The 14,411-nt window shown below is 72.3% G+C and carries 9 protein-coding genes; 4 read left to right on the top strand and 5 right to left on the bottom strand.

What is annotated here, in order from left to right:
* The first annotated feature begins 74 nt into the window (after positions 1-74).
* The 4 genes from cydB to MWM45_RS06900 all read left to right on the top strand — a co-directional run bounded on the left by cydB (position 75) and on the right by MWM45_RS06900 (position 7,100).
* The gene (gene cydB / locus MWM45_RS06885) at positions 75-1,097 is read left to right on the top strand and encodes a cytochrome d ubiquinol oxidase subunit II (protein WP_247828807.1); all 1,023 of its coding nucleotides are present in this window, start codon (positions 75-77) and stop codon (positions 1,095-1,097) included.
* Entirely contained in the window at positions 1,094-4,765 is a 3,672-nt protein-coding gene (cydC, locus tag MWM45_RS06890) for a thiol reductant ABC exporter subunit CydC (protein WP_247828808.1), read from the top strand. The genes cydB and cydC overlap by 4 nt, the downstream gene beginning before the upstream one ends.
* Before the next feature lie 64 nt (positions 4,766-4,829).
* Positions 4,830-5,879, top strand: a complete 1,050-nt coding sequence (locus MWM45_RS06895) for a GNAT family N-acetyltransferase (protein WP_247828809.1) — start codon at positions 4,830-4,832, stop codon at positions 5,877-5,879.
* A 183-nt stretch (positions 5,880-6,062) separates the two neighbouring features.
* Positions 6,063-7,100, top strand: a complete 1,038-nt coding sequence (locus MWM45_RS06900; protein ID WP_247828810.1) for a TerC family protein — start codon at positions 6,063-6,065, stop codon at positions 7,098-7,100.
* Positions 7,101-7,300: 200 nt separating this feature from the next.
* Here the strand turns inward: MWM45_RS06900 and MWM45_RS06905 are convergent, their stop codons facing one another.
* From MWM45_RS06905 to MWM45_RS06925, 5 genes are all read right to left on the bottom strand, one after another.
* Positions 7,301-7,696, bottom strand: a complete 396-nt coding sequence (locus MWM45_RS06905) for an ArsR/SmtB family transcription factor (RefSeq protein WP_247828811.1) — start codon at positions 7,694-7,696, stop codon at positions 7,301-7,303.
* 43 nt (positions 7,697-7,739) lie between these two features.
* Positions 7,740-9,032: an MFS transporter gene (locus tag MWM45_RS06910; RefSeq protein ID WP_247828812.1), complete on the bottom strand. Its 1,293-nt coding sequence runs from the start codon at positions 9,030-9,032 to the stop codon at positions 7,740-7,742.
* 92 nt (positions 9,033-9,124) lie between these two features.
* Positions 9,125-10,744: an ABC transporter permease gene (locus tag MWM45_RS06915; RefSeq protein ID WP_247828813.1), complete on the bottom strand. Its 1,620-nt coding sequence runs from the start codon at positions 10,742-10,744 to the stop codon at positions 9,125-9,127.
* Positions 10,741-11,694, bottom strand: coding sequence for an ABC transporter ATP-binding protein (locus tag MWM45_RS06920; protein WP_247828814.1), 954 nt, complete (start codon positions 11,692-11,694; stop codon positions 10,741-10,743). The genes MWM45_RS06915 and MWM45_RS06920 overlap by 4 nt, the downstream gene beginning before the upstream one ends.
* Positions 11,695-11,756: 62 nt before the next feature.
* Positions 11,757-14,348 carry a DNA gyrase/topoisomerase IV subunit A gene (locus MWM45_RS06925; RefSeq protein ID WP_247828815.1) on the bottom strand — a complete coding sequence of 864 codons (2,592 nt, stop codon included), beginning with the start codon at positions 14,346-14,348 and terminating at the stop codon, positions 11,757-11,759.
* Positions 14,349-14,411: the final 63 nt, after the last annotated feature.

Raw genomic sequence — 14,411 nt, forward strand, 5'->3', positions numbered from 1 at the left:
CGCACCGGTTCCCCCTCCACGTCCCGCTCGATGTCCCGCTCCATGTCCCCCTCGTTTGCCCGGAAGGATCCCCGATGACCGAGGCCCTGCCCACCATCTGGTTCGTACTGATCGCCGTGCTGTGGTCCGGGTACCTCTTCCTCGAGGGCTTCGACCTCGGGGTGGGGATGCTGATGAAGCTCATGGCCCGCAACGACACCCAGCGGCGCGTGCTGCTGAACACCGTGGGGCCGGTGTGGGACGGGAACGAGGTCTGGCTCGTGACGGCGGTGGGCGCCACGTTCGCGGCCTTCCCCTACTGGTACGCCTCCCTGCTGTCCGCGCTCTACCTCCCGTTCCTGCTGGTCCTGCTCGGCCTGATCTTCCGCGCCGTGGGGTTCGAGTGGCGGGGCAAGCGGCACAGCGACACCTGGCGCAACGGCTGGGACTGGGCCATCGCGCTCGGTTCGTTCGCTGCGGCAGCCGGGATCGGCGCGGCGCTCGCGCTGACCACCACGGGCCTGCCGCTCGACGCGAACGGCGACCGCGTGGGCGGTGCCTTCGCCTGGGCCACCCTGCCGGCGCTCCTGGGTGCCGCCGCCGTCGTACTGTTCTGCCTCGTCCACGCCGCCGCGTTCATCGCCCTCAAGACCGACGGCGGGGTGCGCACGCTGGCCGACCGCCTGTTCCGCCGCCTCCTGCCGGTCGCGATGCTCCCGTTCCTCGCCTGGGCGCTCCTGGTCCAGCTGGACACCGGGTCGGTGCTCACCTGGCTCGCCGTCGTCGGCGCCGTCGGCGCGCTGACCGCCTCCTACCGCTTCTCCTCGGTGGGCCGTGACGGCCGCGCCTTCGCGGCGCTGGGCCTCGGGATGCTGGCGCTCGTCGGGTCGATCTTCGGCGCCGTGTTCCCCGTGGTCCTGCCGTCCACCCTCGATCCCGCCTTCGATCTGACCGTGCAGAACGCGTCGTCCTCGCCCTACACGCTCGGCCTGATGAGCATCGTCGCCTGCTTCGGGGTGCCGCTCGTCCTCGCCTACCAGGCCTGGACCTACTGGGTCTTCCGGCAGCGGGTCTCGGAGTCCAGCATCCCGGCGGCCCACGCCGTCACCGCACTGTGAGCGGCGCCGTCGGGACCGCCGTCCCGAAACGGGACGCCGGACACGCCACCACGCCACAGGAGTCCGACGCCGCGCCGGCCGGTCGGCGCGTCTCGCCGCTGGCGACGCTGAGCGCAGGAGGGCCCGCGGGCGCCGCGGGGTCGACGACGGCGCTGTACCTCCTCGGCGTGCTCGCCGCCGTCCGGGCGGCAGGGCTGGTACTCCTGGCGCAGGCCCTCGCCCTCGGCATCGGATCCCTCGCCGCCGGTTCGCTCGACGTCCGCGGCGTGCTGCTGCAGGGCATCCTCGGTGCCGGGCTCCGCACCATCGCGGCGTGGGGGCAGGACGCGACCGCCGCGCGCCTCGCCCTCGGGACCAGGGAGCGGATGCGCGAGGCGGCGCTCCTGCGCCTGCTCGACGACGGCGGCACCACGCGTGCCGCCGCCGGCAGCGGCACGGGCTCGCTCGCCGTACTGCTCACGCGCGGACTCGACGGGCTCGACAAGTACTACACGCAGTACCTGCCCGCGCTCATCACGTGCGCCGTGGTCCCGCTGCTCATCGGCGCGCGGATCCTTGCCTCGGACTGGGTCAGCGCGCTCATCATCCTCCTCACGGTGCCGCTCGTGCCCGTGTTCATGGTGCTGATCGGCCTCCACACGCAGGAGCACACGCAGCAGGCCACCACCGCTCTGGGCCGCCTGTCGGACCACCTGCTCGAACTCGCGCGGGGCCTCCCCGTCCTCGTGGGGCTCGGCCGCGCCGCCGAACAGACCCGCGCCCTCCGGGAGATCGCCGACACCTACACCTCACGCACCATGACGACCCTCCGCACGGTCTTCCTGTCCTCCCTCGCCCTCGAGCTCATCAGCACCATCTCGGTCGCCGTCGTCGCCGTCTTCGCGGGTGTGCGCCTGATCCACGGGGACCTGGGGCTCGAGACCGCGCTGATCGCCCTCATCCTCGCGCCCGAATGCTACGGACCCCTGCGCGACGTCGGGGCGGCCCACCACGCCAGCGAGGACGGCGAGGAGGCCGGGGCCCGCGTCCGTGCGGTCCTCGACGCCCCCGCGGCCCCGCCGGAGGACCTGCCGGTACGCGTCCCGACGGCCGACGGAAGGGCCGGCCGGCCGGCCGGGATCCGCGTGGAGGGCCTCACCGCCCGGTACGACGGCGTCCTCGAGCCGGTCTTCGCCGGCGTCCGCTTCGTGCTCGAGCCCGGCACCGTCACCGCGCTCCGGGGTCCGAGCGGATCCGGGAAGTCCACCCTGATGCGCGCACTGGCCGGGGGAGCGGCCGTCCCACCCGGTCTCCGCCTCGAAGGCCGGGTGGCGGGGCTCCGGATCGGTGCGGTCGCCTGGGTCCCGCAGCACCCCGAGCTCCTGATGGAGACCGTCCGCGCCGAACTCGCCCTCTACGCCGGGCTTCCCGCGGAGTCACCCATCCTCGACGCCCAGCTCGCCGCCGTCGGCGCCGCCGGACTCGCGGACCGCCGCAGCACGGAGCTGAGCCCGGGAGAACTGCGGCGCGTCGCCGTCGCACGCGCCCTGCTGCGCGCACAGGACCCGTCGGTCGCCCTCCTGCTCCTCGACGAGCCGACCGCCCACGTGGACGACGACGCGTCCCGCGCCATCCGGGCCGCCGTGACGGCACGCCGCACCGGACTGACCGTCCTCCTGATCGCGCACGACGACGAGACGGCGCGCCTCGCGTCGGCCGAGGTGCGCCTGGGCGGGCTGTCCGCAGCCGGGCGCGCGCCGGCGCCGACCGTCGCCTTCCGGCCGACGGCCTTCCCGACGGACCTCCCGACGGCGGGGAGGCCCGCCGGCCGAGTGCAGCACGCGCTCGCGGACCCCGACGCGGCAGGCCGTCCCGCGGGATCCGGGCCCACCGAGCGCAGGGGCACGGAACGCAGGCCCATGGCACCGACCGGCACCCTTCCCGACCCGGTGGACCGCGTTCCCGGGCCCGCCGGCGCGGACCGTGCGGGAGGGCGCCGGCCGCACGCCCCGAGCACGTCGTGGTTCCGCTCCGCCCGCGACGTGCTCGGACTGGTGCGGCCCTGGGACCGGCGCTTCCTCGCCGCCGCCGCCCTCGGGCTCGGCGCGTCGGTCTTCGCCGTCGCCCTGACCGCGCTCAGCGGCTGGCTGATCGTCCGCGCCGCCGAGCAGCCGCCCATCCTCTACCTGCTCACCGCGATCGTCGGCGTCCGCTTCTTCGGCATCGGCCGCTCCGTCCTGCGCTACGCGGAACGCCTCCGGCTGCACGCCGCCGTGTTCCACCGGGCGGACGACACACGGCTGCGGCTGTGGACCGGGCTGCTCGGCACCGGCCGTTCGTGGCGCACGATCGCCCGGGGGTCCGGGGGCATCGAACGGCTGGTCGGGGACATCGACGAGCTCCGGGACCTGTCCTCACGCGCCCTGCTGCCCTTCGTGGTCTCGGTGCTGACGGGCGTCGCCGCGCTCGCCACCACGGCCGCGCTGCACCCCGCCTCCCTCGGGTGGCAGGTCCTGGCCGTCGTCGCGGCCCTCGTCGTCGCACCCGCCGTCGCCGTCCTCCGTGAGCAGGCCGCGGGCGCAGCGGCCGTGCGGCTCCGTGCGCAGGGTCTCGAGCGCGTCACGGGCCTGCTGCGGGCCGCCCCCGATCTCCGGGTGAACGGCGTCCACCGGCCCGCGCTCGCCGGGACCCGTGCACTGGGGGCAGCGGTCGCGGCGACGGCGCGGCGTTCGGCGTCGGCGGCGGGTGCGTCGACGGCCGTGATCGTGGCCGCCTGCTGCACCGCCTCGCTCGGCATCCTCGTCGGCGCGGGCGATCTGCCGGCGGACCTCACGGCCGTCCTCGTCCTCATGCAGCTCGCGCTGATCGAGCCGTTCGTCGCCGGCACGTCCGCCGTGCAGCACTGGGGTCCGCTGGCGGCCGTGACACGCCGGATCGTCCCGCACCTCGGCCCCGCCGCCGGCTGGGAGGAGGACCTGCGGCGCGCGGGCGCCGGGCAGGGCGGCCGGCCCGCGCAGTCCGCCGCGCTCCGCCGCGCGAGCATCGGCTACGAGCCCGGCCACCCCGTGGTCGACGGCCTGGACCTCGAGCTGGTACCGGCACGCTGGACCGGGCTGACCGGTCCCTCCGGCAGCGGCAAGTCCACGGTGATCGGCGCCCTCCTCGGTTTCCTGCCCCTCGAGCGGGGGACGCTCGTCGTGAACGGGGAGCCCGCGGACGACGCCGTCACGCCGCGCATCGCCTGGTGCCCCCAGGAGAGCCACCTCTTCGACTCCAGCCTGCGCTCCAACCTGCAGCTCGCCCGGCCGCCCGGCGACCCGGCCACCGACGCCGAGCTGGACGCCGTCCTCGGCGCCGTGGGACTGACCGGGCTGGTCGAAGGGGTCGACGACGGGCTGGATGCACCCGCCGGGGCGGGAGGGTCCCGGCTCTCCGGCGGGCAGCGGCAGCGGCTCGCCGTGGCGCGCGCCCTGCTCACGCGGTCCGGCGTCGTCCTCCTCGACGAGCCCACCGCCCATCTCGACGCCGACGGTGCCCGGTCCCTGCTCGGGGACCTGCGGCGGGGCCTGCCGGACACCGCCGTCCTCCTCGTCACACACGATCCCGCGGAGGCCGCACTGTGCGACGACGTCGTGGCGCTGGGCCCTCCCCTCCACGACGCACCGCCTCGAGGGGCTGTGGGGGCCTGACCGACGGGTACCCGGACTGCTCCGTCCTGCGGTGATGCGCCCCGTCCTGGAATACGCTGGGGCCATGACCACGCCCCACACGCCCGGACCCGACGCCGGACCGGCCACCCCGGCGCCGGGCGCTCCGCCGCTGCCCGACGCACTGCTGTGGCGGGCGCTGACCTACGCCGACATCCCCCGCTGGCATGCGCTCGTCCAGCGCATCGCGGAGGAGGACCAGCCCGACTGGGTGGAACAGCGCGCCGACCTCGAGCAGGCGCTGCGAGCCTCGAAGAACGATCCCCGCAAGGACACCGTCGCCGGGTTCGACGCGGACGGCGAGCCGCGGGCCTTCGGACGTCTGTCCCGTAATCCCGGCTCGACGCTGATCCACGGCGCCGGCGGAGTCGATCACGCGTGGCGCGGTCGCGGCATCGGCCGGGCCGTCCTCGCCTGGCAGGCCTGGCGTGCGGAGATGCGCCTCCGGGAGACGGGGCACACGGAGGGGATCTTCCGGAACTACGTCGAGGAACGCAACCCCTCGCACCTGGCGCTGCTCACCGCGAGCGGCAGCAGGATCGTCCGCTACTTCACCGAGATGACGCGGCCGCTGGACCAGCCGATCCCCGACCTCGCCTTCCCCGAGGGGCTGGAGCTCCTCACCTTCGCGGAGGGCACGGACCGGGACATCTCCGAGCTGGTCCGCCTCGCTCACAACGACGCCTTCCAGGACCACTGGGGGAGCGAGCCCCGCGATCAGGAATCGTGGCAGTTCACGGTCAGCCACCCGGAGTTCCGGGCCGACTGGAGCCTCGCACTCGTCGACCCGTCGACGGGGGAGGTGGCCGCCTACCAGCTGGCCAGCTACGACCCCGATTCCCAGCAACTCCTGGGCCGCACGGAGGGCTACACCGACCTGCTCGGTGTCCGACGGACCTGGCGGGGTCGCGGCCTCGCCCCGGCCCTGCTCGCCGAGGCGATGCGGCGGTACCGGGCGGCGGGCATGCAGAACGCCGGGCTCGGCGTGGACACCGAGAACCCCTCCGGGGCGCTCGGTCTCTACGAGCGCATGGGCTACGTCCCGACCCAGCGGTCCATCGTGTTCGACCTGCCGCTGCGCGTGAACCCCGCCTGACCCTTCCCTCCCTCTTTCCCCCGGCGGGTGGACTGTGGTTCACTCGTAGGCACGGAGGGGAGTATCCCCACATCCGGTTCGTCGTCACTACGAGGGTCCCGGCATCCTCCGGCGGACAGGGCCGATTTTTCTCGGCCGGGAGAGACCTCCAGTTGGTATTCACTGACTGGAAGTAGGTACCCCTTGAACATCCCTCTCTGGGTCTGGTCCGCCGTCATCGGCTTCATCCTCCTCATGCTCGTCGTCGACCTCGTCGCGCACCGGCACGCCCAGGTCATCAGCGTCCGTGAGGCCGCCGCCTGGTCGGGCGTCTGGGTCTTCTGCGGCGTCGGCTTCGGGGTCATCGTGTGGCGCGTCTGGGGGGCGGAGTTCGGGCAGCAGTACTTCGCCGGTTACCTCATCGAGAAATCCCTCGCCGTGGACAACGTCTTCGTCTGGGCCATCATCTTCACGTTCTTCGCGGTCCCCCGCGAGTACCAGCACCGCGTCCTGTTCTTCGGGGTCCTCGGCGCCCTGGTCTTCCGGGGGATCTTCATCGCCTCCGGGTCGGTCCTGATCCAGAACTTCTCCTGGGTCCTCTACGTCTTCGCGGCATTCCTGCTCTTCACCGGGTACCGGATGCTCGTCCAGCGCAACGAGCACATCGACCCGTCGAGGTCGCGGGCCCTGAAGCTCTTCCGCCGGTACGTGCCCATGACGGACGCCTTCCACGGCCAGCGGTTCCTCGTCCGGAAGAACGGGGTCCTGCTCGCCACACCCCTGCTCGCGGTCCTCGTCCTGGTGGAAGTGACGGACATCGTCTTCGCCGTGGATTCCATCCCCGCGATCTTCGCCGTGACCGACGAGGTGTTCCTCGTTTTCACCGCCAACGCGTTCGCGATCCTGGGCCTGCGCGCCATGTACTTCCTCCTGGCCGACCTCATCCACCGCTTCGTGTACCTGAAGGTCGGACTCGCCCTGGTCCTGGTGTGGGTGGGCATCAAGATGGCCCTGAAGATCGACGTCTACTACATCCCCACGCCGATCTCCCTCGCGGTGATCACCACCATCCTCACCGTCGCCGTCGTCGCGAGTCTCATCAGGACGCGCGGCCAGGAACGCCACGAGCCGCCGGGACCCGCCGTCGCTCCCTTCCGCACCGCCGGCGAGGAGGAGATCGCCGCCCTCCAGCCCCTCCGGCCCGGGCGCCGCGGGACGAGCGGCGTGGACCGCCGGTCATGACGCCGGAACGGAGGTCCGTCGAGCGGGTGCGGATCAGCCCGCCGCGCGGCCGCGTCACGGCCGGCACCAGCAGGGAGCTCATGGCCTAGCTGTTCATGCGGTCGGTAGGCGCCGCGGCGTCGTCCCTGCCCTCGTTCTGCGCGACGGGCACCGGGACGGCGCACTCACCCTGACCTCCCGTCCTGTGGGACGCCAGACGGCTATTCGTGGACGGGCTCGCCGGTCACGCGGTGGTCGGCGTGGTTCATGCCCTCGAGGATCAGCCGGGACAGGTGTCCGTCCACGATGCTGTAGATGACGTTGCGCGCATCCCTCCGCGTGGACACCAGGCCTGAGAGCCTGAGTTTGGCCAGATGCTGGCTCACGGCGGTCCGGCTCGCCCCGGTGGCCGCGACGAGGCTTCCGACGTCAGCGGGCCCGCGGGTAAGGATCCACAGGAGGTGCAGGCGGGTGGGATCGGAGAGCATGCGGAAGGTCGCAGCGCCGGCCTCGAGACGCTCGGCGTCCGGCTCCACCGGGTGGACGAGGCTCGGTCGGCCGGGTGGGCGCCTGCCCGGGATGGCAGGCTCCAGGGGGTCGGGGGAGTGTCCGTTCATGCCGACCACGTCCCTTTCGTCCCCTGCCCGTACGGCGATGCACCTAACCTACCGTCCGTTGCCCGCGCGCCGGGCCGCTCGTGGACCCGCCCGGCGTCGTGGCGTTGCTGTCTCCCGCCCCGGCCGACGGCCACACCAGGACGCCGACGACGGTGCCGGCGAGCGCGAGTCCCGCGAGGGCGAGGGCGGCCGCCGTCTGGCCCGCGGCCGCGCCCACCCAGCCGGCGACGGGGTAGGTGAGCATGAAGCAGGCGTGGGACAGGGAGAACTGGGCGGTGAAGAGGGAGCTCCGGGTGCTGTCGGTGGCCACGCGGCGCAGCAGCCGTGAGGACGGGGTGCTGATCATGGAGGTGCCGATGCCGAGGGCGGCCCACAGGCCGAGCATGACCGCCCATGGACTGCCCGTGAGGGGCACAGTGCCCTGCTGGGTGAGGGCGAGGAAGGCTGCGGCCGGCAGTCCCACCGTCAGGACCGCCGCGCCGATGAGCATGAACGTCCGGTCGGGCGTGCGCTCCAGGGCCCGGGGTGCGATGAACGCGACGAGCATGGAGCCCGCACCGTAGGACGCGAGGGCGATCGCGACGTCGGTATTGGAGCCGCCGAACAGCTCCCGCACGTAGACGACGGTGTTGACCAGCACGAGGGCCGTGGCGGCCGCGACGACGAGGTCCAGGGCCAGAAGCCCGCGCAGGGTGGGCTCCCGCAGGAAGATCCGGGTGCCCAGGGTGGTGCGGTGCAGCAGCGACCCCTCCTGCTCCGCCGGCGGGATCACCGACAGCCGGGTCGCGAGGACCATGCCCGCGGACACCAGGAAGCCGAGCATCGTTCCCACGAACAGGGTGTGGAAGCTCATCACCGTCAGGAGGGCGGCAGCGAGCAGCGGGCTGACCAGGGACTCGAGGTCGTAGGCGAGTCGGGAGAGGGACAGCGCCTTCGTGTAGTCCCTCTCCCCGGGCAGCACCACGGGGATGAGCGCCTGGAAGGCCGGGGTGAAGGTCGCCGAGGCGGACTGCAGGACGAACACCAGGACGTAGATCTGCCACACCTGGTCGATGAACGGCAGGCTCAACGCGATCGCGGCGCGCACCAGATCCGCGCCCACCAGGACGCCCTTGCGGGGCAGGCGCTCGACCAGCGCCGCCATGACGGGTGCCACGAACACGTAGGCCACCATCTTGATCGTCAGGGCCGTGCCCAGGACGGCGCCCGCCCGACCGCCCGCGAGATCGAAGGCCAGCAGGCCCAGCGCCACGGTGAGCAGTCCCGTCCCCAGCAGGGCGACGACCTGGGCGGTGAACAGCTTCCGGTACGCGGGACGGCGTAGGACAGACAGCATGGGGAGGACCCGTCTCGAGCAGGAACACGTCCGCCCAGTGTAAGTGCACCAGTACGCACTCATTCACATGTATTGCAGCACCGTCGATCCGCTCAACCCGCCGGGGCCAGGTCCCGGCGGCGCATGAGACCCAGCGCCAGCGCGCCACCCGCCGCCACGGCCGCGATCAGCCACCACAGGCCCTTCACGTCGATGCCGTCGCTCGTGACCGTCGGAGTGACGCCCATCGGCGACAACTCGACGACCCAGTCCGGGAAGCCGAACAGCGGCCCGAACAGGCCGAGCATCATGCTGACCAGCACGAGCGCCCAGCCGAGCGGGATGGTCAGCCGCGGTGCGACGACGAAGATCACCGCCGTGACGACGATGAACACGGAGGCCGCCGCGATCTGCCCTGCGCCGGTGATGACCACATCACCCAGGAGCGCCCAGTCGCCCTCCCGTGACGCGAGGCCCGCGGCGGCGCCCACCAGTGCCGCCGCGATCACCACGAGGACGCCGACGAAGGCGACGACGACGAAACCCGCGAGCCACCGGACGCGGTCCACCGGGGTGCTCAGCACCAGCTCCGCCGTACCGTGTGTCTCCTCCTGGCGTGCCCTGCACACGGTCTGCACCGCGCAGCACGCGGCGAGGATGCCCAGCATCGTGAAGAAGGCGACGACCGTGCCCTGCTCCATGTCCGTGCCGCCGGAGATCGCGCGGATGATCTGCTCGAGGGCAGGGTTGTCCACCCCGATGTCACGGATCACCCCCGACAGGGTGGTCGCCAGGATCCCCGTGACCAGGCCTCCGAAACCCCACCCGATGATCGACGGGCGGGCCAGACGAGCGACGAGACCGAGCGGGGTCGACAGCGACGCGGGAGCACCGGGTCTGCCACGCCGTTCGGGGACGAAGCTCCCGCCGAGGTCGCGCACCGCCTGCAGCGCGACCGCGACACCCGCCAGGACCATCCCGAGTGCTGTGCACAGCACGATCGGCCCGACGGCGTCGTCGGCGAACGGCCGTGTCTGCTCGCCCCAGCCGAACGGAGACAGCCAGGTGAGCCACGAGCTCTCCATGCGCTGCAGGTCGTTGCTGGGTGTGCCGATGGCATTGCCGATGCCGGCTGCCAGGAAGGAGAGCATCAGGGCCCAGACGGCAAGGGAGTTGGCGCCCGACGAGGTCCTCATGAGCTGGGCGGAGACGAGGCCCACCCCGAGGAAGGTCAGCCCCACGGCGCCGGCGCCGAGACCGGACACGACCGACCCCCGGATGTCGAGTCCGGTGGCCGTCAGCGCGACGGCGCAGAGGGTCGCGAGCACCGCATTGGCGAGGATGCCGTGCGTCAGCGTGGCCAGGAGGGGCGCCTGGCGGCCGGCCCGGGTGGATGCCACCAGTTCGGCGCGGCCGATCTCCTCGTCGCCGCGCGTGTGCCGCACGGCGAGGAACGAACTCATGAGGGCCGCGAGGAGCGCCAGGAACGGGAAGATCAGGAAGAGCATGAAGGCGCCCTCGCCGGCGCCTGACGGCAAGCCGCGGAAGAGCAGGATCACGGGATTGGCCATGACCACCGCCAGGATCGAGGCGCGGGCCTCCTCGGTGCCGTACGCCTGCGCGACGCTCACCTTCGTCAGGTAGGCCAGCAGCGCGGTGCCGGTCGTCCACAGCAGCAGCTGCACCCCGTCGCGCCGCAACCGTTGGCCGAGGAGCGCCAGCAAGATCGTCATCGGACCGCTGTCCGGTGCCGCTCGTGAACGGTCCCGTCCTGACCGGTCCCGGCGAGGTCGTCACCGTAGTGCCGGAGGAACATCTCCTCCAGCGACGGGGGGTCGATGCGGAGCCCCTCGACGTGCAGCGCGGCCAGCGCCGGCAGCACCGAGGAGACGCGGTCGCTGTCGACGGTGAACCGGGCCCGTCCGTGCTCCAGCCGCACATCGTGGGCGTCAGGGATGGACCCGAGCGGTGCCGCGTCCGCCGCCGCGAACGAGACCTCGGTCCGGGTGAGGTGGCGCAGATCCGCGAGCGTGCCGGACTCCACGACCTTCCCGGCACGCACGATGCTCACGACGTCGCAGAGCTGCTCGACCTCGGAGAGGATATGGCTCGAGAGCAGCACGGTGGCGCCACCGTCCCGCACCCGGGTGATCTCGTGCTGGAACACCATCGCCATCAGGGGGTCGAGGCCGCTGGTCGGCTCGTCGAGGATGTAGAGCTCGGCGGGCACGGCGAAGGCCGCGATCAGCGCCAGCTTCTGGCGGTTGCCCTTGGAATAGGCCCGGCCCTTCTTGCGCGGGTCGAAGAGGAAGGCGTCCATCAGCCGCTCCCGCTCGAGCCGGTAGCCGCGCTCGTGGCGCCGGCCGCCCCGCAGGCGGGAGATGAAGTCGATGGTCTCCCCGCCGGAGAGGTTCGGCCAGACATCGACGTCGCCGGGGACGGACGCGATTCGCCGGTGGAGGGCGGCGGCCTCACGCCAGGGGTCGGCTCCGAACACCTCCACGGTGCCCGAGGTCGCGCGGGCCAGACCGAGCAGGACGCGGATCGTCGTGGACTTCCCGGCACCGTTGGGACCGAGGAATCCGTGGATCTGGCCCTCTCCGACGTCAAGGTCGAGCCCGTCGAGCGCATGCACCCGACCGTAGTGCTTGGCGAGGTCGCGGGCCGCGATGACGCTGGCCATGCAGGGGAGCATACGCCCGCTCCTGGCCCTTGTGAACGGTCCTCGGGCCCCCCTCGCCTGTCCTAGAGCAGCGTGCCCTGGGCGTCGTCGTCCGGCTGTGCGTCGCGGGCGGGACCGCCCGACGGCGACCCCTCCGGGGCGCCCACCTCCGGCACCGCCGGTCGCGTCGCCTCGACGAGTCCCACGAGGTTGGGTCCGATGGCGTCGATCTGCTGGGTGAGGGGGACCCCCGAGCCGTCGCGCCGGCCGTGTTCGGTGGGCAGTGCGCGGGCCACGCCGTTGGCGGACGCGGCACGCGCGGGGCCGTGACCGGCCCAGGCCAGGGAGAGCGTTTCCTCGCCGCGGAGGAAGCGGTGCGCGCGCACGCCGGCGGTGGCACGGCCCTTCACCGGATACTCGGAGAACTCGGTGACCTTCGCCGATCCCGCGGCCGTCCCGGGCAGCGCGTCGCCCGCCGCGGCGACCGTCACCACCACACCCTGGCCGTCCCCGTGGGACACCGTCCCGAAGTGCAGGACGGCGTCGCCGGGCGAGAGCTTGATGCCGGCCATCCCGCCGGCCGTCCGGCCTTGGGGCCGCACCACCGAGGCGGGGAACCGCAGGAGCTGGGCCAGGCGGGTGATGAACACGAGGTCGTCGGCGTCGGACGCAGCAGCGATCCCCACGACCCTGTCCTTCGGCTTGAGCGAGATGACCTCCCAGTCGTCACGGTTCAGCGGGTAGTCGGGCTGCACCCGCTTCACCACGCCCTGCGCCGTGCCGAGGGCGACCACCGCTCCCAGCGGGGCGAGCCCCACGAGGCTCTCGCCGCGCTCGAGCGTGATGAACTCCGACGACGGCACCCCGCCCGCCAGGTTCGGGACGCCCGCCGTGGGCGGCAGCGCGGGCATGTCCATGACCTGGAGGCGGATCATCCGTCCCGCCGAGGTCACGGCACCCACCTCGCCGCGCGCCGTGGAGGCGAGGACGGACCGGAAGGCGTCGTGCTTGATCCGCTGCCCGTCCCCGAAGGGCTGCCGGTCGGAGGTGCGGGCGAGCTGGCCGGACGCCGAGAGCAGCACCCAGCAGGGATCGTCCGAGATCTCGAGCGGGAGCATCGCCTTCGCACCCTTGGCGGCGGGCGCCGGCAGGGTGGAGCCCTTCAGCGGGGCGGCCGACTCGGACTCCAGCAGCACGGTGCGCCGGGGGGTGGCGAACTGCTCCGACAGCGCGGCGAGCTCGTCGGACACCAGCGTGCGGAGCCGTTCCTCCGACCCGAGGATGGCCTCCAGCTCCGCGATCTCGAGGCGGAGCTGGTCCTGCTCCTTCTCGAGCTCGATGCGCGAGTACTTGGTGAGCTGGCGCAGCCGCAGCTCGAGGATGTAGTTCGCCTGGATCTCGGTCAGGTCGTAGATGGCCATCAGGCGCGTCCGGGCCGCGGAGGACTCGTCCGAGGCACGGATGATCTGGATGACCTCGTCGATGTCCACGATCGCGACGAGCAGGCCCTCCACGAGGTGCAGGCGGTCGCGCTTGCGCTGGAGGCGGTAGGAGGTGCGACGGCGGACCACGAGGACCCGGTGGGTGATGTAGACCTGCAGGAGCTCCAGCAGTCCGAGGGTGCGCGGCTGCCCGTCGACGAGGGCCACGTTGTTGATGCCGAAGGAGTCCTCCATCGGCGTGAAGCGGTACAGCTGCGCGAGGACGGCGTTCGGGTTGAAGCCGTTCTTCAGTTCGATCACGAGGCGCAGGCCGTGCTTGCGGTCCGTGAGGTCCACGATGTCCGAGATGCCCTGCAGCTTCTTGGCGGTGACGGCGTCCTTGATCTTCTCGATCACCTTCTCCGGGCCCACGGTGTAGGGGAGCTCGGTGACCACGAGGCCGGTCCGGCGGGCGGAGAGCTGCTCCACCTTGACCGTGGCGCGGGTCTTGAACGAGCCGCGCCCCGTGGCGTAGGCGTCCCGCACGCCGTCGAGCCCCACGATCTTCCCGCCGCTCGGGAGATCCGGTCCGGGCACGAAGCGCATCAGGTCCTCGAGGGAGGCCTCGGGGTGCGCGATGAGGTGGCGTGCCGCCGCGACGACCTCGCCGAGGTTGTGCGGCGGCATGTTCGTCGCCATGCCGACGGCGATGCCGCTGGCGCCGTTGACCAGAAGGTTCGGGAAGGCGGCGGGGAGCACCTCCGGCTGGGTGAGCTGGTTGTCGTAGTTCGGGACGAAGTCGACGACGTCCTCGTCGAGGTGGTCCGTCATCGTCAGGGCGGGGGCCGCCAGGCGCGCCTCCGTGTACCGGGCGGCCGCCGGACCGTCGTCGAGCGAGCCGAAGTTGCCGTGCCCGTCGATCAGCGGCAGGCGGAGGGAGAAGTCCTGGGCCATGCGCACCATGGCGTCGTAGATGGCGCTGTCACCGTGGGGGTGGAGCTTGCCCATCACCTCGCCCACCACGCGGGCGGACTTCACGTGGCCGCGGTCCGGGCGCAGGCCCATGTCGGTCATCATGTAGAGGATGCGCCGCTGGACGGGCTTCAGGCCGTCGCGGGCGTCGGGGAGTGCTCGCGAGTAGATCACGGAGTACGCGTACTCCAGGAAGGACTCCTCCATCTCGGTTTCGACGTCGATGTCGATGATCTTCTCGGTGAAATCCTCCGGCGGTGCGGAGTTCTGGCGCCTGGCCATGTGCGTGGCGGTTCCTCAACAACTCAGGGGTACGGTTCGGGGTTCTCTGGCGGCATCCGCGAC

This window comes from Arthrobacter antioxidans, from assembly GCF_023100725.1.
Lineage (GTDB): Bacteria > Actinomycetota > Actinomycetes > Actinomycetales > Micrococcaceae > Arthrobacter_D > Arthrobacter_D antioxidans.

What these genes read in the sequence shown, in the direction of transcription:
- cydB (WP_247828807.1), top strand. Translation starts at nt 75, where the DNA reads ATGACCGAGGCCCTGCCCACCATCTGGTTCGTACTGATCGCCGTGCTG.
- MWM45_RS06895 (WP_247828809.1), top strand. Translation starts at nt 4,830, where the DNA reads ATGACCACGCCCCACACGCCCGGACCCGACGCCGGACCGGCCACCCCG.
- MWM45_RS06905 (WP_247828811.1), bottom strand. Translation starts at nt 7,696, where the DNA reads ATGAACGGACACTCCCCCGACCCCCTGGAGCCTGCCATCCCGGGCAGG.
- MWM45_RS06910 (WP_247828812.1), bottom strand. Translation starts at nt 9,032, where the DNA reads ATGCTGTCTGTCCTACGCCGTCCCGCGTACCGGAAGCTGTTCACCGCC.
- MWM45_RS06915 (WP_247828813.1), bottom strand. Translation starts at nt 10,744, where the DNA reads ATGACGATCTTGCTGGCGCTCCTCGGCCAACGGTTGCGGCGCGACGGG.
- MWM45_RS06920 (WP_247828814.1), bottom strand. Translation starts at nt 11,694, where the DNA reads ATGGCCAGCGTCATCGCGGCCCGCGACCTCGCCAAGCACTACGGTCGG.
- MWM45_RS06925 (WP_247828815.1), bottom strand. Translation starts at nt 14,348, where the DNA reads ATGGCCAGGCGCCAGAACTCCGCACCGCCGGAGGATTTCACCGAGAAG.